Origin of the sequence: Burkholderia sp. NLJ2, assembly GCF_049487195.1 — a bacterium.
GTDB classification, from domain to species: domain Bacteria; phylum Pseudomonadota; class Gammaproteobacteria; order Burkholderiales; family Burkholderiaceae; genus Burkholderia; species Burkholderia pyrrocinia.
Genome location: NZ_CP137808.1, coordinates 839,147 through 858,666 on the forward strand (window position 1 = coordinate 839,147; position 19,520 = coordinate 858,666).

A 19,520-nucleotide genomic window follows, 5' to 3' on the forward strand; every position below is an offset into this window, starting at 1 on the left:
ATGAACAGTAAGATTGCAATAGTTGGGATCGCTTGTCGGTTTCCCGGGAGCGCAAACAATCTGGGCGACTTCTGGCGCCTGCTGCGCGACGAACGCGACGCAGTGACCGAAATCCCCGCCGACCGCTTCGGCACCGACTTCTACCAGCACCCGTCCAAACGCGAACCGGGCAAGAGCTACACGTTCTCGGCCGGCGTCGTCGACAACGTCGCCGGCTTCGACGCCGCGTTCTTCGGCATTTCCCCGCGCGAAGCGGCCCAGATGGACCCCCAGCAGCGCCTGCTGCTCGAACTCGCGTGGGAAGCATTCGAGGATGCGGGCGTGCGCCCGGCCGACATGCGCGGCAGCAACTGCGGCGTGTTCGTCGGTGCCGCCAGCATGGACTACGGCAACCGCAACATGGACGATCTGAACGTGATCGATCCGTATTCGGCGACCGGTAACACGCTGAGCATCGCGTCGAACCGCGTGTCCTACTTGTTCGATCTGCGCGGCCCGAGCATGTCCGTCGACACGGCCTGCTCGTCGTCGCTCGTCGCACTCCATCAGGCCGTCAAGGCACTGCAGTCCGGCGAAGCCGACATGGCGCTCGCCGGCGGCGTCAACCTGCTGCTGCACCCGTTCGGCTTCGTCAGCTTCTCCAAGGCGTCGATGCTGTCGCCGCGCGGCCGTTGCCGCGCGTTCGATGCGACCGGCGACGGTTACGTCCGCTCGGAAGGCGGCGCGTTCGTGCTGCTCAAGCCGCTCGAGCGCGCGCTCGCCGACGGCGACACGATCCATGCGGTGATCGCCGGTTCCGGCGTGAACTCGGTCGGCCACTCGCCGGGCGGCATCAGCGTGCCGGGCGCGGCCGCGCAAGCGTCGCTGCTGCGCAGTGTCTACGCGCGCGCGGGCATCGATCCGCAGTCGCTGGCGTACCTCGAGGCGCACGGCACCGGCACGGCAGTCGGCGATCCGATCGAAGCGCGCGCGCTGATCGACGTGGTGTCGGGCGGGCGCCCGGCGGACCGTCCGCTGCTCATCGGTTCGGTGAAGACCAACATCGGCCATCTCGAAACGGCGTCCGGCATGGCCGGCCTGCTGAAGGCCGTGCTGTGCCTGAAGCATCGCGCGGTGCCGCGCTCGCTGCATTTCGTCACGCCGAATCCGGGCATCGATTTCGACGGCGGGCGTCTGCGCGTCGTCGATCGCTACATGCCGCTCGACGCGGGCGACGCGCCGCTGACGGTCGGCGTCAACTCGTTCGGCTTCGGCGGAACGAACGCACACGTCGTGCTGACCGAGGCGCCGGTGTCGGTTGCGGTTGCGCAGGCAACGTCGACGGCTGCGGTGGAATCGGCTGGCGCGCCGTCTCCGCTCGTGCTGACTGCGCGCAGCGCGAATGCGCTCGGCGCGCTCGCGAGCCGCTATCTGGCGGTGCTCGATAACGGCGGCGACTGGCAGGCGCTTGCCGCCGCGGCCGCACGTCGCCGCCAATGGCTCGAGCATCGCGCGATTATCGCGCCGGCCGATGTGGCCGAAGGCCGCGCGGCGCTCGCGGTGCTGGCCCAGCCAGCGCCGGAAGGGCTGCCGGCGTGCGTGGCGACTGGCCAGGCACCCGCCGACGCGTTGCGCACCGCGCTCGTCTTCTCGGGCAACGGTTGCCAGTGGGTCGGGATGGGCAACGAGCTCTATGCCGAGAATGCGGTCTTCCGTGCGGCGCTCGACGAAGTCGATGCGCTGTGGTGCGCCGACGGCAGCCCGTCGCTGGTCGACGTGATGCGCGGCGGCCCGGGCGCGGAATGGCTGGCCGGCGCGGGTGCCGAATGGCTCGCCGCGACGGAAAACGCGCAGCCGCTGCTGTTCGCGATCCAGGTCGGCATGATCCGCGTGATCGACGCGCGCGGCATGCGCTACGACGCGGCGATCGGCCATAGCGTCGGCGAGATTGCTGCAGCGTGGGTGACGGGCGCGCTGTCGCTCGCCGACGCGGTTCGCGTGATCAAGATTCGCAGCCGCGCGCAGGCGATGACGCGCGGCAGCGGCCGGATGGCGGCGGTCGGCATCGGCGAGGCGGCGGCACGCGAACTGATCGCGCGCCATGGGCTCGCGCGACGCGTCGAGATCGCCGGCATCAACAGCCCCGATGCGGTGACGCTCGCGGGCGAACTGCAGGGATTGCAGGCACTGGAGGCTGCGCTGCGCGGCAGCGGCAAGTTCTTCCAGATGCTGGATCTCGACTATGCGTTCCACAGCAGCCACATGGATCGCATCGAGCCGGTCGTGCTGGCCGAACTGGCCAGCCTGCGGCCGCAACCGGGCAACGGCACGTTCGTGTCGACGGTGACCGGCGGCGCGTTCGCCGGCAGCGAGCTCGATGCGCGCTACTGGTGGCGCAATATCCGCGAGCCCGTGCGCTTCGGCGACGGCATCGCGCATCTGATCGAGCAGGGCGTCCGGCTGTTCGTCGAGGTTTCGCCGCATTCGATCCTGCGCACGTACGTGAAGCAGGCGTTCGCCGCGGCCGGCGCGACCGGCGTGGCGCTGCCGACGCTCAAGCGCGATCACGGCAGCGCGGCGACGCTGCGGCAGGCGATTCTCGCGGCGATCGCACATGGCGCGAACGTCGATCCCGACCGCTTCGCGCCGGGCACGTCGCGAGCGGCATTGCCGTCCTATCCGTGGCAGCGCGAACGCTTTTGGCTGACGCCGACCGTCGAAGGCTACGGCCTCGTCAATCGCCGCCGCGAGCATCCGCTGCTCGGCTATCGCCTGCACGAACACGCATTCGCGTGGGAAAACCAGCTCGATCCGGCGAAGCTGCCGATGCTGGCCGATCACGTCGTCGATGGCGGCGTTGCGTTCCCGGGGGCGGGATACGTGGAAATGGCGCTCGCCGCGGCGCGCGCCTTCTTCGATACGCCGGATGCGGCGCTCGAAAACGTCGAGATTCGCACGCCGGTCGTCTTCCAGCCGCAGCAGGCGAAGCTGTTCCGGCTCGTGATCGAGCCGCGCACCGCGACCTTCACGATCGAGACGCGCGACCGGATGTCCGAAGGCGCATGGACGCTGAACGTGACGGGCCGGATGCTGGAAAGCGGCACCGCGCTCGGCGCCGCGAGCGTCGTGCCGTCCGACACGCTCGATCGCCTGCTCGCGCTGCCGGCTGCCGACGGCGATACGCTGTACGCGAATACGGCGGCCATCGGCCTCGGCTACGGGCCGGCGTTCCGCTGGGTCCGCACCGTGCGGGTCGCCGTGGACGACGACGCGGCGCTGGCTGACATCGCCGCGCCTGCCGCATGCGGGGACGCACGGGCGCTGTCCGCGTATCTGCTGCATCCGGCGCTGATGGACAGCGGGTTTCATCCGCTGTTCGCGTTGCTTGCCGCGCACGCACGCGACGGCGAGCATCCGGCTTACGTGCCGGTGCAGATCGGCCGGGTCGACTATCTGCGGGGCGACACGGTCGAACGCGTGCTCGCACGAGTCGACCGGCGCAGCCCGCATTCGATCGTCGCGCATTTCGAATTCCTCGATGCGCAGGGGGCGATCGTCGCACGGCTCGGCGCTTGCCGGTTCCGGCGCGTCGATCTCGTCGGCCGCCGGCAGAACCTGCCCGCGCGCTTCGTCTACCGCCTCGAAGAGGTACCGCTGCCGAACGAAGTCGACGCAGCCGGTTTGCCAGCGCCCGACGCGTTGCTCGCGCAAGCCGTCGCGCGGCTCGATGGCGCCGAAGACGACGGCCGCCGTACGCAGCATCTGACCGAAATTCTGCCGCTGCTCGACGTGCTGGCGAGCCTCTACGCGCTGCGGGCATTCGATGCGCTCGGCGCATTCGACGGCACCTGGCAGCCGCAGCCGGAGCGTGCGGCGCTGGCGGCACGTCTTGCCGACATGCTCGTCGAGGACGGTCTTGCCCATCGAGACGGCGCGGGTCTCGTACGCGACGATGCCGCGTGCGCGGCGTTGCCGCCGCTCGACGAGCTGTGGCGCGGGCTGCTGGCCGAATCGCCGGGGCACGTGGCCGAGCTGACGCTGCTCGCGCATTGCGGCGCGGCGTTGCCCGACGTGCTGAGCGGAGCGAAGGATGGCGCACGTTTGCTGTCGCCGACCGGGCACAGCCTGGTCGAGCAACTCCTTGCCGCATCGCCGACGTGGCAGCACGTGCACGCGCTGCAGACGGCGAGCGTCGAGCAGGCGGTCGATGCATGGCGCCCGGCGCGCCGGTTGCGCGTGCTCGAACTGGGCGCGACGGATGGCGACGTGCTGCAAACGCTCGGCCTGCATCTCGCGGCCGCGCGCTGCGATCACACGATCGCCGCGACGGCGGGCCAACTGGCCGGGTTCGACGCGGATGCGGAGTCGGCGGTGCGCACGGTTGCGCTGCAGCCGGGCGAGCGGCTGTCGCTGTCGGCCGACGAAGCCGGGCCTTACGACCTGATCGTCGCGAATCGGGCCTTGAGCGGCCGTCGCGATGTGGCCGATGCGCTGAACGCGATCCGGTCGTGGCTGGCGCCGGGCGGAGTGCTGCTGCTGGCCGAGTCGCGCCGCGGCCGTTTCTCCGACATCGTGTTCGGCCCGCAGGCGTCGTCGACGGAAGCCGACGCGCCCGTGCAGCTGGCACCGGCGGATCTGGATGCGGCGCTCGACCGCGCCGGCTACGTCGACATCGTGCGGCATGTCGAGCAGTCGCTCGATCTGGACGGCACACCGACGTTCGTGATCGCGCGCAACCCTGCGAGCGCCGTTGCCGCGCAACGCGGCGACGGCCAGAGCGATCTCGATACGCTTGCACGCACTGAACAATGGCTCGTGGTGCACGCGCCGGATGCCGCCGGCAGTTTCGGCGGGCGGCTGGCCGATGCGCTGGCGCAAGCGGGTTTTCCGGCCGATATCGTGGACATCGCGCACGCGGCCGATGCGATCGCGTCGTTGCCGGCCGGGCAGCCGGCCCATGTCGTGTTCTGCGCGCCGGAAACGCCGCTGGCCGAAACGGCGACGGGCGATAGCCTGATGGCCGCGCAGCGCAACGGCGCGATCGCGCTGGCGGCACTGGTCCGCGAGCTCGGCGCGCAGCCGAACGCGGCCACGCGGCTGACCATCGTCACGCGTGGCGGCGCGCCATTCGCCGGAGCCGCGAATGCGCATCCGGAACAGGCGACGCTGTGGGGCCTCGGGCGCGTGCTGGCGAACGAGCATCCCGAACTCGCGTCCCGCCTGATCGACGTCGATCAAGCGGCGGACCGGATTCCCGACGCGCTGATTCGAGAGCTGACCGGCGCGGCGGTCGAGGAAGAAGTGATCCTGACCGCACACGGGCGGCTGGTGCCGCGCATGCTGACGGCTGCGCAGGCCGCGGCCCGCAACGATGGCGCGATCGCGCGCGCGGCCGTGCTCGCGTTCGATGCGCCGGGTTCGTTGCGCAATCTCGAATGGTTTGCGTTGCCCGAACGCGCGCTGGGCGCGGACGAGGTGGAAATCGAGCCCGTTGCAACCGGCCTCAATTTCCGCGACGTGATGTATGCGATGGGGCTGCTGTCCGATGAAGCGGTCGAGACCGGCTTCGCGGGCGCGACGATCGGCATGGAACTGTCCGGCCGCGTCACCCGGGTGGGCGCCAGCGTGACGGCATTCGCGCCGGGCGACGCCGTCCTCGGGTTCGCGCCGGCCTCGTTCGCGACACGTGTCCGGACGCGCGCGCAAGCCATCGCGCAGAAACCCGAGCGCCTGTCGTTCGAGGAAGCGGCGACGGTGCCGACCACGTTCTTCACCGCGTATTACGCGCTTGTCGAACTCGCGCGGCTGCGCCGCGGCGAGCGCGTGCTCGTGCACGGCGGCGCGGGCGGCGTCGGGATCGCCGCGATCCAGCTCGCGCGCCACTTCGGCGCGGAAGTGTTCGCGACGGCCGGCAGCGACGAGAAGCGCGAGTTCGTGCGCCTGCTCGGTGCCGACCACGTGCTCGATTCGCGCAGCCTTGCGTTCGCGGACGAGATTCGCGCAATGACGGGCGGCCAGGGCATCGACATCGTGCTGAATTCGCTCGCCGGCGAGGCGATGGTGCGCAGCATCGATACGCTGCGTCCGTTCGGTCGTTTCCTCGAACTCGGCAAGCGCGACTTCTACGAAAACAGCCATATCGGGCTCAGGCCGTTCCGCAACAACATCAGCTATTTCGGCATCGATGCCGATCAGTTGATGGGCGCGTTGCCGGAGCTGACGGCACGCCTGTTCGGCGAAGTGATGGCGCTGTTCGCGGCTGCGTCGCTGCATCCGCTGCCGTATCGCGCGTTCCCCGCCGAACGGGCCGAGGACGCGTTCCGCTACATGCAGCAGGCGCGCCAGATCGGCAAGGTGCTCGTGACCTATCCGTCCGGCACGCCGGCGCCGACGCGCGGCGTCACCGGTGCGGGTTCGCTCGCGCTCGATCCGCATGGCGCGTATCTGGTGGTCGGCGGTACGGGCGGGCTCGGCTTCGCGAGCGCGCGCTGGATGGTCGAGCGCGGTGCACGCCGGCTGACGCTGGCGAGCCGTTCCGGCGAACTCGCGGCCGCGGCGCGCGACGAAGTCGAGCGCTGGCATGCAACGCTTGGTGTGACGGTCGACGTCGTCTCGTGCGATGTGACCGACGCCGTGGCGGTCGACGCGATGATTGCCGCGATCGTCCGGCGCGATGTTCCGCTGAAGGGCGTACTGCATTCGGCGATGTCGATCGACGACGGCCTCGTGCGTAATCTCGACGACGCGCGCATGGCCGCGGTGCTCGCCCCGAAGGTGGCCGGCGCGTGGAACCTGCATCGCGCGACGCGGGCGCTGCCGCTCGACCTGTTCGTGGTCTATTCGTCGGCGACGACCTATCTCGGCAATCCGGGGCAGTCGAACTATGTCGCGGCCAACAGCTTCCTCGAGGCGCTCGTCGAACATCGCCGCGAGGCAGGCTTGCCCGGCACGTTCATGGCCTGGGGGCCGCTCGAGGACGTCGGCTTCCTCGCGCGCCATGCGGATACGCGCGAAGCGCTGCAGTCGCGGATCGGCGGTGCGTCGATCACGTCCGACGAGGCGATGGTTGCGCTCGAGCGGGCGCTGGTCGCGGGCGCGGCCGGCGAAGCCGTGGTCCGGCTCGACTGGCACGCCGTGGCGCGCGGGATGCCGGCCGCGAAGGCGCGCCGGTATGCGCTGCTGCAATCGCATGCGGTGGGCGGCGATGCGCGCGACGGGGGCACGCAACTGCGGGAAGAGGTGCTCGCGTTGCCGCGCGACGAAGCGATCGCGCTCGTTGCCGGGACGCTGCAGGCGCAGATCGCGCGCATCCTGCACATGACGCCCGATCGCATCGCGCTCGACAAGTCGGTGCTCGACATGGGCATGGATTCGCTGATGGGGATGGAGCTTGGCCTCGCGGTCGAGGAAGCGTTCGAGGTCAAGCTGTCGGTGATGGCGATCGCCGAGGGCGCGTCCGTGACGACGCTGGCCGGGCGCATCGTCGATTCGATCGGCGCGTCGGCCGATGCCGACGCCGGCTCGGCGACCGATGCGGCACACGAGGCGGTCGCGGCGCTCGCGGCGAAGCATGCGATCGAAGGCGAAGCGCGCGCGATGCTCGACAGCCGGCCGGCGCCCGTTGCGGGCGATGCATCGTCGACGCTGGAAGTCGCCCGATGAGCGCGCCGACCGGCTGGGCAACGCGCCAGGGTACGTTGGCACGCACGCTGACGATCGACGGTCACGGGTTGCACACGGGGCGCCGGGTGAGCGTGCGAATCCTGCCTGCGCGTCCGGAAGACGGCGTGACGGGCATCGCGTTCCGTCGCGTCGAGCAAGGGCGCGCGCTTGCGACGCTGCCGGTCGACCCCGCGCTGCGCCGCGCACAGCCGCTCTGCACGATGCTGCGCAACGCCGACGGCGTCGGCGTTCGCACGATCGAACATCTGCTTGCCGCGTTGCTCGCGTGCGAGATCGATCACGCGATCGTCGAGCTCGATGCGGAGGAAGTGCCGATTCTCGACGGCAGCGCAACGCCGTGGGTGGACGCGATCCGCGCATGCGGCCGCGTGGCGCTCGATGCGCCGAAGCGCTTCATCCGCGTGCTGCGGCCCGTCGTCGTCACGGACGGCGACGGCGACCAGCGGCGCGAAATGCGGATCGAGCCGGCGTCGCGCTACGAGCTGAGCGTGCGCAACGACCTGCGCGGCTTCGGCGACATGCACTGGGACGGTGCGCTGACGCCGGCCGCATTCGCGACCGAAATCGCGCCGTCGCGCTCGTACGGGCGGGTGAAGTGGGCCGTGCCGGCGATCGTCGCCGGTTATCTGCGCGGCGTGCCGATCCTGCGCGGCGCGCGGCCGTCGTGCACCGCGTCCATCGTCGGCAATCGCGTGCTGGGCGGGATGCGGCTGCCGGAGGAGTTCGTCCGGCATCGCGTGCTCGACCTGGTCGGCGATCTCGCGCTTGCCGGCGCGCCGCTGCTGGCGCGCGTGAGTGCGTTGCGGCCGAGCCACGAGATGAATTTCAGGCTGGTCGATGCGTTGCTGGCCGACACCGACGCCTGGCAGTGGGCCGAGTTTTCCGACGCGTGACACCACGCCTTTTAAAAATTCGCGGCGTAACATAGCGCCTTTTCGAGATAAAGCGAAGGAAGCAATGGCACTGGGAGAGCATCTTCGCCAGCAACTGGCGGCGAAAGCGCTGAAACGGCAACTGGAGCGCGCGACGGATGCCGCCGCGGCGCCTGGCGTGCCCGGCACGCCGGCTGCGCAGACCGCATCGGCGCGCAGCCGCTTCGAATCGATGCCGCAGTATCAGCAGGTCCGGATCATGCGCGAGATGGGCGAGAAGCTGCGCGTCGACTCGCCGTTCTTCCGCGTGCATGACGGCGTGGCCGGTGCGACGACGCAGATCGGCGGTCGCGAGTACCTGAACTTCGCGAACTACAACTACCTCGGGCTCGCCGGCGATCCGGCCGTGTCCGCGCGCGCGAAAGCCGCGATCGACCGCTACGGCACGTCGGCATCCGCGAGCCGGATGGTCGCGGGCGAGCGCCCGGTGCAGCGCGATCTCGAGCGCGCGCTGGCCGCGTTCTACGAAACCGACGACTGCGTCGCGTTCGTGAGCGGCCATGCGACCAACGTGACCGTGATCGGCGCGTTGTTCGGCCCGGGCGATCTGATCGTCCACGACGCGCTCGCGCACAACAGCATCGTGCAGGGCGCGCAACTGAGCGGTGCGAAGCGGCTGAGCTTCGCGCATAACGACTGGCAGGCGCTCGACGAACTGCTTTCGCGCGTGCGCCGCGAGTACCGGCACGTGCTGATCGCGATCGAAGGGCTGTACAGCATGGACGGCGATTTCCCCGACCTGCAGCGCTTCGTCGACGTGAAGACGCGCCATGGCGCATTCCTGCTGGTCGACGAGGCGCATTCGCTCGGCGTGCTCGGCGCGACCGGCAAGGGCATCCGCGAGCATTGCGGCGTCGCGCCCGACCAGGTCGACATGTGGATGGGCACGATGAGCAAGACGCTGGCCGGTTGCGGCGGCTTCATCGCCGGCTGCCAGCCGCTCGTCGACATGCTGCGCCATCTGGCACCGGGTTTCCTGTACAGCGTCGGGCTCGCGCCGACGCTCGCCGAAGCGTCGCTGGCCGCGCTCGAACGCCTGCAGGCCGAGCCGGAGCGCGTTGCGCGATTGCAGGCACGCGGGCGGCAGTTCCTGACCGAGGCGCGGGCCGCCGGGCTGAATACGGGCACGAGTGCCGGGTATGCGGTCGTGCCGGTGATCACCGGGAGCTCGCTGAAGGCCGCGCAGTGGGCGAATGCGATGTTCGACGAAGGGATCAACGTGCAGCCGATCTTCTATCCGGCCGTCGAGGAAAAGGCCGCGCGCCTGCGCTTCTTCATCTGCTCGACGCATGAGCCGGAGCAGATCAGCCGGACGGTTGCGGTGTTGTCGCGACTCGCGGGACGTACCGCGTGACGCAGGCCGCCGCGTTCGCGCAAGCGGCCCCGCGTGCCGACGGCCACGCGCGGTTTCGCGCGGCCGATGCGGACGACGCGGCGTCGTGCGCGCCGCTCGTGTTTGCGTCCGGCGTGGCCGAATTCGGCTTCTTTCTCGGGGAAAACGAAGCGCGCTGCATCGCTTTCCTGCAGCAGGCGTTCCGGTCGCGTCATGGCCGCTTCTCGTGGCGCCGGCATCGCGTCGCGGTCGGTGAAGACGGCGCCGTGCTCGCCGTGATGGCGATTCACGACGGGCAGCGGACGATGTTCGACGACGTGCATGTCGTGTGGGCGCTCGCGCGCTTCTTCGGCGTGCGCCGCACGATCGGCCAGTTGCTGCGCGGGCTGATCCTCGAAACGGAAATTCCGGCGCCGAAGCGTTCGCAGATCCTCGTCGCGCATTGCGCGACCGACGCGCGCCAGCGCGGCACGGGCATCTTCAGCGCGCTGTTCCGCGACGCGCTGGACACCGGCGCACTGCCGGCCGACGGCAGCCGCGACATCGTGCTCGACGTGCTGACCCGCAACGTGCGCGCCCGCGCACTGTACGAACGCCTCGGGTTCGCCGCACTGCCGCGGCCGCGCGCCCGCTCGGGCCGGCTGCCCGCCGAACTCGATTCGGTCCGGATGCGGTTCACGCGCCGCGCCTGACGGCGCGTCACTGTGCGTGCGGCTACTTCCGCCGCGGCCCGAACGGCCGCTGCTGCACGTCCGCCCCGTGCGCGACGATCGCCATGCCCTCCGGCACTTCCTCCCACGCGCCGCGCAGGTCGACGAGCGGTTCGGACACGACCATGAACGCGTCGTTTCCCGCTTCTGTGATGCGCGGGTTATGCGGATACAGCTCGTGCAGGTGCTTGAACGACGTGCTGTGGAACAGCGAGCGAGATTGCCGTTCGCTGGAGTAGCGCACCGCGATGATCCGTTCGCCGTCGGTCGCGCAGATCGTCATGTTGAGCGGGTTGGCCACGCGATGGCGCGCGGCGGTTTCCTCGACCACGCCGACCATCCGCTCGAGCGCCGGCAGCGGCGTCTGCTCGAGGCCGTACGTCAGCGCGAGGCGGAACATCAGCTCGGAGTCGGTCGAGCCTTCGAGCGTCGGGAACAGTGCGGGATCGACCGTCATCGTCAGGTCGCGGCGCAGCTTGTGGAAATCGCGGATCAGCCCGTTGTGCGCGAACAGCCAGCGGCCGTGGCGAAACGGGTGGCAGTTGGTTTCCTGCACGGGCGTGTCGGTCGCCGCGCGGATATGCGCGATGAACATCCGCGAGCGGATCGCGCGCGCGGCTTCGCGCAGGTTGCGGTCGTTCCACGCGGGATGCACGGAGCGGTAGCGGAACGGCAGTTCGTCGGGGTGCCCGTACCAGCCGATGCCGAACCCGTCGCCATTGGTGGTCGTGGCGCCGAGTTCCGAATGCAGGCTCTGGTCGATCAGCGAATGCTTCGCGCGGAACAGCACGGTCTCGAGATGGATCGGATTACCCGTATAGGCGAGCCAGCGGCACATGGTGCGCTCCTTCACGATGGATCGTTCGCGCATGGTAGCCGACTTCGCAGGGCGCTCGCGCCTGCGCGTGCCGGGGCGGTCGCCCGGGCGGGCACGCCGCCCAATCCTCATACGTGCCGCATCCGTACGTGCGATGCGCAACCGCCCGGCCAGGTGGCCGGGCGCCACGCAGCGCGGCGGCCCGCGACGGCGCCGCCGCGGCCGTCACGCTCAGTCGCCGAGCGCGTCCATCACGCGCGCCGAATAGACGAGCGCCGCGCCCGCATTCAGCGCAATCGCGACGCCGAGCGCTTCCGCCACTTCTTCCCGGGTTGCGCCATGCTTCGTCGCTTCGGCCGTGTGAACGGCGATACAGCCGTCGCAACGCGTCGTGACGGCCACCGCGAGCGCGATCAGTTCGCGCGTCTTCGCGTCGAGATGGCCCGTCTTGGCGCCGGCGCCGGCCAGCGCCTGGTAGCCGGACAGCGTATCGGGCGACAGCTTGGCGATATCGCCGATGCGCGTCGAGAGTTCCTTCCGGTATTCGTTCCAGTTCAGCATGATGCGTCCTTTTCGAGAAGAGGTCAGGAGGGCGGCGGACGCCGCGATCTCGGGCGATGCAGGGCTATTCTGATCGCTCGCGCTGAGGGTTTCGATACGCTAGAGTGTCAATTTTTAGCGCGATCGTCTCATGGATGCATTGAGTCAACTGCTGTCGCTGGGCCGTAGCCATGTCGAACTCGACGTGCGCTGCCTGCTCGACGGGCCGTTCGCGATGCCGCACGACCCGTTGCCGCCCGGCGAGGCGGCGTTCCACCTGCTGCTGGCCGGAACGTGCCGGCTGCGTACCGCCGACGGGCGCACGCTGCAGCTCGCCGACGGCGATTTCGTGCTGTTGCCCGCCGGCAGTGCGCACGACCTGCTCGACGCGGGGGCCGGCCGGTCGCGGCCGGCCGCACCGCTGCGCGAATCGGGTGCCGCCGGCGGCGCGGTGCTGCCGGTCAAGTCGAATCTCGATCCGGCCGAACCGGGCAGCGCGAGCGTGGACCTGCTGTGCGGACGTTTCGTCTATGCGCGCGGCGCAGGCGAACTGCTGATGCGCACGCTGCCGCAGGTGCTGCACGTCGGGTTGCGCGAGGTGTCGGGGTTCGCGCCGCTGCAACTGTTGACGAGCGTGCTGCGCACCGAGGCGTCGAACGTGCAGCCGGGTGCCGGTGCGATCGTGAATGCGCTCGGCCAGGCGCTGCTCGCGTATGCGTTGCGCGCATACGGCCGCGACGCGCGCGTGCCGTCCGGCTGGCTTGCGCTCGCAGCGGATACGCGGCTCGGCCCGTCGGTTCAGGCCGTGCTGCAGGCGCCGGAGCAGCCGTGGACGGTCGAGTCGCTCGGCGACGCAGCGGCGATGTCGCGCGCGACCTATGCGCGGCATTTCCGCGAGAAGGCCGGGATGAGCGTCGGCGCGTTCGTCGCGCAGATCCGGATGATGCACGCATGCGCGCTGCTGCAGGACACGCAGCGCGGCCAGGCGGAGATCGGCCAGGCGGTCGGCTATCAGTCCGAGGCGGCCTTCGGCAAGGCGTTTCGCGCGGTGCTCGGCACCACACCCGGGCGCTGGCGGCGCGCGCAGCGCGGCATGTAAGACTGCAAGCGCGGCCGTCTTGGCGCGCGCCAAAGCTGCTACCATGCGCGAAACGCAGTTCAACTAAAACGATTTCGAACAAGAAGAAAGAGAGGGCAAAGCAATGAACCAGACCACCATCCAGCAGCCGTCGTTCGCGTTCGTGGCGGCATCGTGGGCCGCACTGATCGCAGGTTTCGCGGCATTCCTGATCGGTCTCTGGAACGCCGGCATGCAGCTCAACGAGAAGGGCTACTACTTCACCGTGCTGGTGTTCGGCCTCTATGCGGCGATCTCGCTGCAGAAAAGCGTCCGCGATCGCGCGGAAGGCATTCCCGTCACCGGTATCTACTACGGCATCAGCTGGATCGCACTGCTGCTGTCGATCGCGCTGCTGGTTGTCGGCCTCTTCAACGCGACGCTGCAGTTGAGCGAGAAGGGCTTCTACGCGATGTCGTTCGTGCTCGCGCTGTTCGGCGCGGTGGCCGTGCAGAAGAACACGCGCGACCTGCAGAACGCGAAGCCGCGTTACACCGACGCCGATTCCGCGACGTCCGTCCAGGAGTAACGGCACGCGGGACGGGCGCCCGCCGGGGGCGCCCGGTTCGCGACGACATCCGCGGCGCCCCGCATTCGCCGGCGCGCCGCATGCTCCCCGTCCTTTCGTTTCATCCATGCCGCTGCGCATGACGATGGAGATATTCAGGATGACAGACATCATGGAAACCACACCGCGCACGAGGTCGGCCTTGGCCGCCCGTGCCGTGGCGGCCAAGGCCGCGCTCGTGCTGGAGACGAACAACCTGCGCGGCGGCGCCGGCCTCGCACAGGCCGTCGACAGCCTGAAGCGCCTCGTGTCGGCGCTGTCGAAGCAGACCGTGCCGCCCGCGGCACTCGCGCAATGGATCATCACGCACGACGGCCTGCCTGCCGATGCGTGCGCGCAGATCGCCGCGCTGGCCGGCCGCCCGATCGACTTCGTCGAGATCGGCGCGAGCACCGGCTACTACGATGCGAAGAACGACGGTTTCGATCGCGTCGACGCGGCGCGTTGCGACGTCGTTGTGTTCGCCGATGCCGATTGCCGGCCGGCCGACGACTGGCTCGAGCATCTGCTCGCGCCGTTCGCGCGCGATACGGACGACGTGCCCGTCGCGGTGGCGGGGCGGACCAGCTATGCGCCGAACGTGCTCGGCATCGCGCTGACGTCGATCGATTTCATGTATTTCCCGAGCCCGCTGCGCGACGGCGCGACGCGCAACTTCTACGCGAACAACGTCGCGTTCCGGCGCGACGTGTTCGCGCAATTCCGCTACGAGCCGCTCGACGGCGTCTATCGCGCGCATTGCCAGGTGATGGGGCTGCGGATGCAGGCGGCCGGCGTGGCCGTCGAGTTCGCGCCGGCCGCGCACACCGAGCATCGGCTGCCGGACACGCATCGCGAATCGCTGAAGCTGCGCTGGATGCGCGGCGAGGACAGCGTCGGGCTGACGCCGTATCTCGTGAATGCATACCTGCCGCGTCAATGGCAGTGGCTCGGCCGCAGCGGCCCGCTCGGCCCGTTCTGCGTGATGGCGATGCGGCTCGGCTACAGCCTGCGCGCGCTCAATCGCCAGCAACTGCCGCAGCTTGGCGCCGCTCGCTATCTCGCGGCCGTCGGCGTCACGATCGCCGCGTCCGCCGTCGATACGCTGGGCGCGCTCGCGCGTGGTTTCGGGCTCGCGGGACGTGCATCGGCCCGACGCGATCTCGAAGCGCTGTCCTATCACCGTCATTGAAACGGCGCCGCGCTTCGCGACGCCGCCACGACACCCCGACACCCCGACACCCCGACACCCCGACACCCCGACACCCCGACACCCCGACACCCCGACACCCCGACACCCCGACACCCCGACACCCCGACACCATCCCGACGACGACCATGCCCTCATTCGCCACCCGTGTTGCCTGCCTCGCCCTGTTTGCCGCCAGCGCCGGCGCCCATGCCGCGCCGGTCGATCACGCGGGGCGCGGGATCGTCCACTTCGCGTCGCAAAGCGGCTGCCCGTTCGCGAACGCGGCCGCAACGGACTGCAATCGCGTCGCGCTCGATGCGCCCGAAGTTCACGCGAGCATCGATACCGACGCGCACGCGATCGTCTTTTCGAGCGACGCGAATCGCCGCACGAAGGACGTGCTCGGCGACGTGCTGCTGCAGGGCACGGGCGTCGACGGCGACGGCCGGCGCGTGCCGTTGAGCGTGCACGTGCTGCTGCGTCGCGACGGTGCGAAATGGGATCGCGACGTGTACGTCCATGCGCCCGTGCATGGCAAGTTCACCGATGTCCGGATCGATCCGTATCGCGTGCGCGTGAAGGAGGGCGACGGCGAGCGCGACATCCTCACGCCGGATGAAACGCTTGCGCTGTTCGCGCATCCGTCGCTGGCATCGCGGCTCGCGCGGCATCTGGTGAAGGTGCGCGCGACCGATCCGAAGCAGCCATCGGCCGACGACATCACGATCGCGCTCGGCGTCGGCGGCCTGACGAAGTCGGTCGCGCGCGCGAGCTTCACGTCGAACGCGCCGCACGATGCGGACGTCGATCGCGCACTCGCGGCCGGCACGTGGTCCATTCGTTTCGATACACTGAGCAATCACATTCCGGTGTGGGTCGCGCAGCGCGAGCTGTTCCTGTTCGGTCTCGACGGCAGCGCGCTGTTGAAGGAGGTGCGCGAGCGCGGCTTCAGGAAGAACGACCGGATCGAGTTCGGTGCGCGCGACGGCAACGGCTATCTGCGCGTGAACGGCCGCGAGGAGGCATTCGCGGGGGCGGCCGCGTCCGCGCATGCGTTCATGCAGGAAAGCTTCGTCGGCCTGATCCTCGGCTGGCGTCGCGATCCGGCTGCCGCTGCGGCATCCGCGACGAAATCCGCGTCCGCACGAGGCGTGCCGGCATGACCGCGGCAGGCGAACTGCCCGCGTCGCCGCAGGCGACGCACGGCGAGCGCTTCGACTGTCTCGATGCGCCCGTGCCGCACGGCGCGGCGCGAGTACGTGCGTATCTCGTCGATCGCATCAAGCGGGCGGCGATCCGGCAGCTTCATCGCAGCACGCATGGCGAGCGCTGGATGCTGCGCATGTACCTGATCGGCGAAGAAGCGACCGAGTGCGCGCTGCACGAGGACTGGGCCGGACAGCCGCCGGACTGGCTCGCGCCGCGGATCGAGCAGCACCTCGCGGACGAGCGACGCCATGCGGCCGCGTTTGCCGACGCGCTACACGTGCGCGGTGTCGCGGCTTCCACGAAGCCGCACGAACCCGACTGGCTGAGCCGGCGCAAGATTGTGCGATGGCGCCGGCTCGCGCAGCGCTACGCGCCGCATTTCGCGCAAGGCGTGCTCGTGCCGGCCTATGCGACGGGCCTGTGCGCGGAACAGATGGCGATGCGCGTGCTCGCGCGCCACTGCGCGACGATCGGCGACGCGCATCCGCTATATCCGCTGCTCGCGCGCGTGCTCGCCGACGAGACGCGGCACGTCCGGCTCTGTTCGGACACGCTGCGCCGTCTCGTCGCGCCATCCGAGGCGGCGCATCTCGCTGCGTTGCTGGACGAGATCCGTGCAATCGACGCCGGTTTCGGCGTGACGGGTGCGCTGGCGATGTACGCGGCCGGATGGATCCAGTCGCTTCGTCCGCGCGCATGATGCCGCGGATCGTCTATCTCGCGACGGCCGACGCGCGCGGCCACCTGATGCGCGCGCAACTGCTCGTGCATGCGTTGCGCAAGGCCGACGCGGACGTCGATGTGCTGACGACGTCCGATGCGGGGCAGGCATTCCTGTCCGCGTTCGGCATCGACGCTCCCGTGCTGTCCCGTCACTACGCGGTGCAGTTCGACGCGCGGCAGAACATGCTGCGCGACGCGACCGATCGCAATGTCGCGCACTACGTATTCACGCCGACGCGCATGCTGCGCGACATCGCGCGGCTGCGTGCGATCGTTCGCGATGCCGATCTCGTGATCAACGATTCGTTTCATCCGGCGCTGCTGTTCATGGGCGCGGTGCCGGGCTGGCGCCGCCGCATCGTTCATGTGTACGGCGGCAGCCTGCGCCGTGCGCTGACGGAGAATTTCGACGCACGGTTGCCGCGCGCGCTGGCGCGTGCGTTTGCGCGGATCGTCGACTGGCAGATCGATTCGGCGCTGTGCTGCATCGAACACGACTTTGCGTACGAGGTGGCCGACGATGCGCAGCGACCGCGCGGGCATTGCCGGTTGCCGACGCCGGTGCCGGTCGTCGCCGAACTGCCGGCATCGGAGCTGGCTGCCGCCGCTGTTTATCTGAATCCGCACTTTCGCGATGTCGCGCTCGCCGATGCGCTGTCGGCCGGTATGCGCGACGCGGGGCTCGCGGCACACCGCGTCGGCGAGGGCTACGCCGGGCACGACGGCTGGACCGGCGTTGATACCGACTGGGCGATGCGTGCCGCACACGCGCCGCTGATCGTGTCTGCGCCCGGCATGGCCGCACTGTCGATCGCGCGCGTGTATCGCCGCCCGATCCTGCTCGTGCTGACCGATCAGCCCGAGCAGGCGAGCAATGCCGCGCGTGCGGCACGTCTGCAACTCGTGCATCGCATTGTCGCGTGGCGCGGCGACGCGGCCGCGTTCCGGCAGGAGGTCGCGCAGGCCGCAGCCGACCTGATGCGCAATCCGGGCACGCCGGCAGGAACGATGGCCGGACGTGAGCATGCGCGTGCGCGCGTCGATGCGTGGACGTCGCGCATCCTCGCGCTGCGTCCGCATGCGCGGACGGCCGAAGCGGATCCCCGATGCGAGGCGCCGGTTCCGCGATGAACACATTGTCGCTTCGTGACGATCGCCGGCCCGAGATCCGGCAGATGCTGGTCGCGACGTTCGGCATGGCCGCGGGCCTTGCGATCTTCTTTCTGCTGGAGCGCAGCGTCACGCCGCGCTACGTGTTTGCCACGCCGATCGATGCGCGGATTCCGTTCATCGCATGGTCGTGGTTCGTCTATGTCGGTTTCTTTCCGTTCGTGATTACTCTGGCCGCATATGCGCGGCCGCCCGCGTTCGCCGCGTTCAAGGAGGCCGTGCTGATCGCGTTCGTGTTCGGTGTCGTCTGCTTCCTGCTGTTTCCGGAAGCCGTCCCGCGGCCGGATGTCGCGGAGATCGGCAATACGTTCGTGCGCCACCGTCTCGCGCGCATGTGGCAGCTCGATCTCGCGGCCAACGGTTTTCCGAGCCTGCATGTCGCGGTGACGTGCGTCGCGTGCCGGATGCTGACGGACCGGCGTCGGCTCGCGGCGACGGCGATCGGCCTGCTGATCTGTGCGTCGACGCTGACGCTCAAGCAGCATACGGTCGCCGACGTATTGGGTGGCGTCGCGCTCGCGATGGTCAGCGCGCTGTGGGTCGAGCGGCGTTCGCTGCGCAGGAGGCTCGCGTGACGGATGCCCATGTTCATCATGCCGGCCAGAACACCGCGCTTGCGCAGTTCGTGCCCGATCCCGCGCTGTTTCGCGTGAACGCGTCGCGTGTCGGTGCCGCGCTGGCCGGCGACTGGATGATGATTGTCGCTGCGTTCGCGGTGGCGATCGCGTTCCCGCATCCGCTCGTCTACGCGTTTGCCGCGATCGTGATCGCGCGCAGCCAGCTTGCGCTCGCGGTCATGATGCACGAAGGTGCGCACGGGTTGCTGGCGCGGAGCCGGCGCGTCAACGACGTACTGGGCCAGTTGTTCGCGGCCGGCCCGCTGTGGCTGTCGCTGCGTACGTATCGTGCGGGCCATCTGAAGCACCATCGCGCGCCGATGCAGCCGGACGATCCCGTTGCGCTGCTGTTCGGCGTGCACGACTATCCGGTGACGCGCGGGCGGCTGATCGGCCGCCTGCTCGCGTACGCGTGCGGGATCGGCTACGTGACGAGCGTCGTGAAGCTCGCGCGCGGCGAATTTGCGCATGCGTTGCCGAAGGTCGGGAAATCGCGTGCATATGCGGCGTGGGAAGTCGCGTCGATGCTGGCCGGCAACGGCTTGCTGTTCGGCGCGCTCGCGCTGGCCGGACATCCGCTGCTGTACATCGGGCTGTGGGTCGTGCCGTCCGTCACGCTGTTGCCGCTCGCCGGGCAGGTGCGCGCGATTTTCGAGCACGCGGGGCTGCCGGCTTGCGACGACCAGAGCCGCAATGCGCGCACGATCGGCCGGCGTTCGTGGCAGACGTTTCTGTTCGGCCCGCACGCGATTCATTTTCATATCGAGCATCATCTGTACACGCGGATGCCGTTCCATAACCTGCCGGTCGTGCATCGACAACTCGCGCAGCGGCAGTTGCTGCCCGACGGCAACCTGTATGCGGGATACGGTGCGGTGTTGCGCGACGTGAGCGTGCGCTGACTTGCGAGCAGGGATCGTGCGGTTGTATGCGCCGGGGCGACCGTGGAGG

The 19,520-nt window shown here is 69.5% G+C and carries 14 protein-coding genes; 12 read left to right on the forward strand and 2 right to left on the reverse strand.

The annotated features are described in order from the left end of the window. From R9B84_RS03820 to R9B84_RS03835, 4 genes are all read left to right on the forward strand, one after another. The gene (locus R9B84_RS03820; RefSeq protein WP_423759268.1) at window positions 1-7,641 is read left to right on the forward strand and encodes an SDR family NAD(P)-dependent oxidoreductase; all 7,641 of its coding nucleotides are present in this window, start codon (window positions 1-3) and stop codon (window positions 7,639-7,641) included. Next, a complete protein-coding gene (locus R9B84_RS03825) occupies window positions 7,638-8,555 on the forward strand; it encodes a UDP-3-O-acyl N-acetylglycosamine deacetylase (RefSeq protein WP_423759269.1) in 918 nt (305 codons plus the stop codon). Before R9B84_RS03820 ends, R9B84_RS03825 begins: the two co-directional genes overlap by 4 nt. A gap of 64 nt (window positions 8,556-8,619) precedes the next feature. After that, a complete protein-coding gene (locus R9B84_RS03830; protein ID WP_423759270.1) occupies window positions 8,620-9,948 on the forward strand; it encodes an aminotransferase class I/II-fold pyridoxal phosphate-dependent enzyme in 1,329 nt (442 codons plus the stop codon). Next, window positions 9,945-10,619, forward strand: a complete 675-nt coding sequence (locus R9B84_RS03835; RefSeq protein ID WP_423759271.1) for a GNAT family N-acetyltransferase — start codon at window positions 9,945-9,947, stop codon at window positions 10,617-10,619. The genes R9B84_RS03830 and R9B84_RS03835 overlap by 4 nt, the downstream gene beginning before the upstream one ends. 22 nt (window positions 10,620-10,641) lie before the next feature. Here R9B84_RS03835 and R9B84_RS03840 read toward each other — a convergent pair whose 3' ends face one another. Then, on the reverse strand, window positions 10,642-11,475 hold the full coding sequence (locus tag R9B84_RS03840) for a class II glutamine amidotransferase (protein WP_423759954.1): 834 nt from the start codon (window positions 11,473-11,475) through the stop codon (window positions 10,642-10,644). Between the two features lie 210 nt (window positions 11,476-11,685). Continuing rightward, window positions 11,686-12,015 (reverse strand): carboxymuconolactone decarboxylase family protein, encoded by a 330-nt coding sequence (locus tag R9B84_RS03845; protein WP_423759272.1) that lies wholly within the window; start codon window positions 12,013-12,015, stop codon window positions 11,686-11,688. Window positions 12,016-12,145: 130 nt separating this feature from the next. Here R9B84_RS03845 and R9B84_RS03850 point away from each other — a divergent pair, with 130 nt between their 5' ends. The 8 genes from R9B84_RS03850 (at window position 12,146) to R9B84_RS03885 (ending at window position 19,471) form a co-directional block, all read left to right on the forward strand. Next, complete coding sequence (locus tag R9B84_RS03850; RefSeq protein WP_423759273.1) at window positions 12,146-13,093, forward strand: cupin domain-containing protein; 948 nt, start codon at window positions 12,146-12,148, stop codon at window positions 13,091-13,093. A gap of 103 nt (window positions 13,094-13,196) precedes the next feature. Next, on the forward strand, window positions 13,197-13,640 hold the full coding sequence (yiaA, locus tag R9B84_RS03855) for an inner membrane protein YiaA (protein ID WP_047899904.1): 444 nt from the start codon (window positions 13,197-13,199) through the stop codon (window positions 13,638-13,640). A 139-nt stretch (window positions 13,641-13,779) separates the two neighbouring features. Continuing rightward, window positions 13,780-14,850 (forward strand): glycosyltransferase, encoded by a 1,071-nt coding sequence (locus R9B84_RS03860; RefSeq protein ID WP_423759274.1) that lies wholly within the window; start codon window positions 13,780-13,782, stop codon window positions 14,848-14,850. Between the two features lie 146 nt (window positions 14,851-14,996). Beyond that, window positions 14,997-16,013 carry a hypothetical protein gene (locus tag R9B84_RS03865; protein WP_423759275.1) on the forward strand — a complete coding sequence of 339 codons (1,017 nt, stop codon included), beginning with the start codon at window positions 14,997-14,999 and terminating at the stop codon, window positions 16,011-16,013. Next, a complete protein-coding gene (locus R9B84_RS03870) occupies window positions 16,010-16,759 on the forward strand; it encodes a hypothetical protein (protein WP_423759276.1) in 750 nt (249 codons plus the stop codon). Before R9B84_RS03865 ends, R9B84_RS03870 begins: the two co-directional genes overlap by 4 nt. Next, window positions 16,756-17,913, forward strand: coding sequence for a hypothetical protein (locus tag R9B84_RS03875; RefSeq protein WP_423759955.1), 1,158 nt, complete (start codon window positions 16,756-16,758; stop codon window positions 17,911-17,913). The genes R9B84_RS03870 and R9B84_RS03875 overlap by 4 nt, the downstream gene beginning before the upstream one ends. Then, the gene (locus R9B84_RS03880; RefSeq protein WP_423759277.1) at window positions 17,910-18,527 is read left to right on the forward strand and encodes a phosphatase PAP2 family protein; all 618 of its coding nucleotides are present in this window, start codon (window positions 17,910-17,912) and stop codon (window positions 18,525-18,527) included. Before R9B84_RS03875 ends, R9B84_RS03880 begins: the two co-directional genes overlap by 4 nt. After that, the gene (locus R9B84_RS03885) at window positions 18,524-19,471 is read left to right on the forward strand and encodes a fatty acid desaturase family protein (RefSeq protein ID WP_423759278.1); all 948 of its coding nucleotides are present in this window, start codon (window positions 18,524-18,526) and stop codon (window positions 19,469-19,471) included. Before R9B84_RS03880 ends, R9B84_RS03885 begins: the two co-directional genes overlap by 4 nt. Window positions 19,472-19,520: the final 49 nt, after the last annotated feature.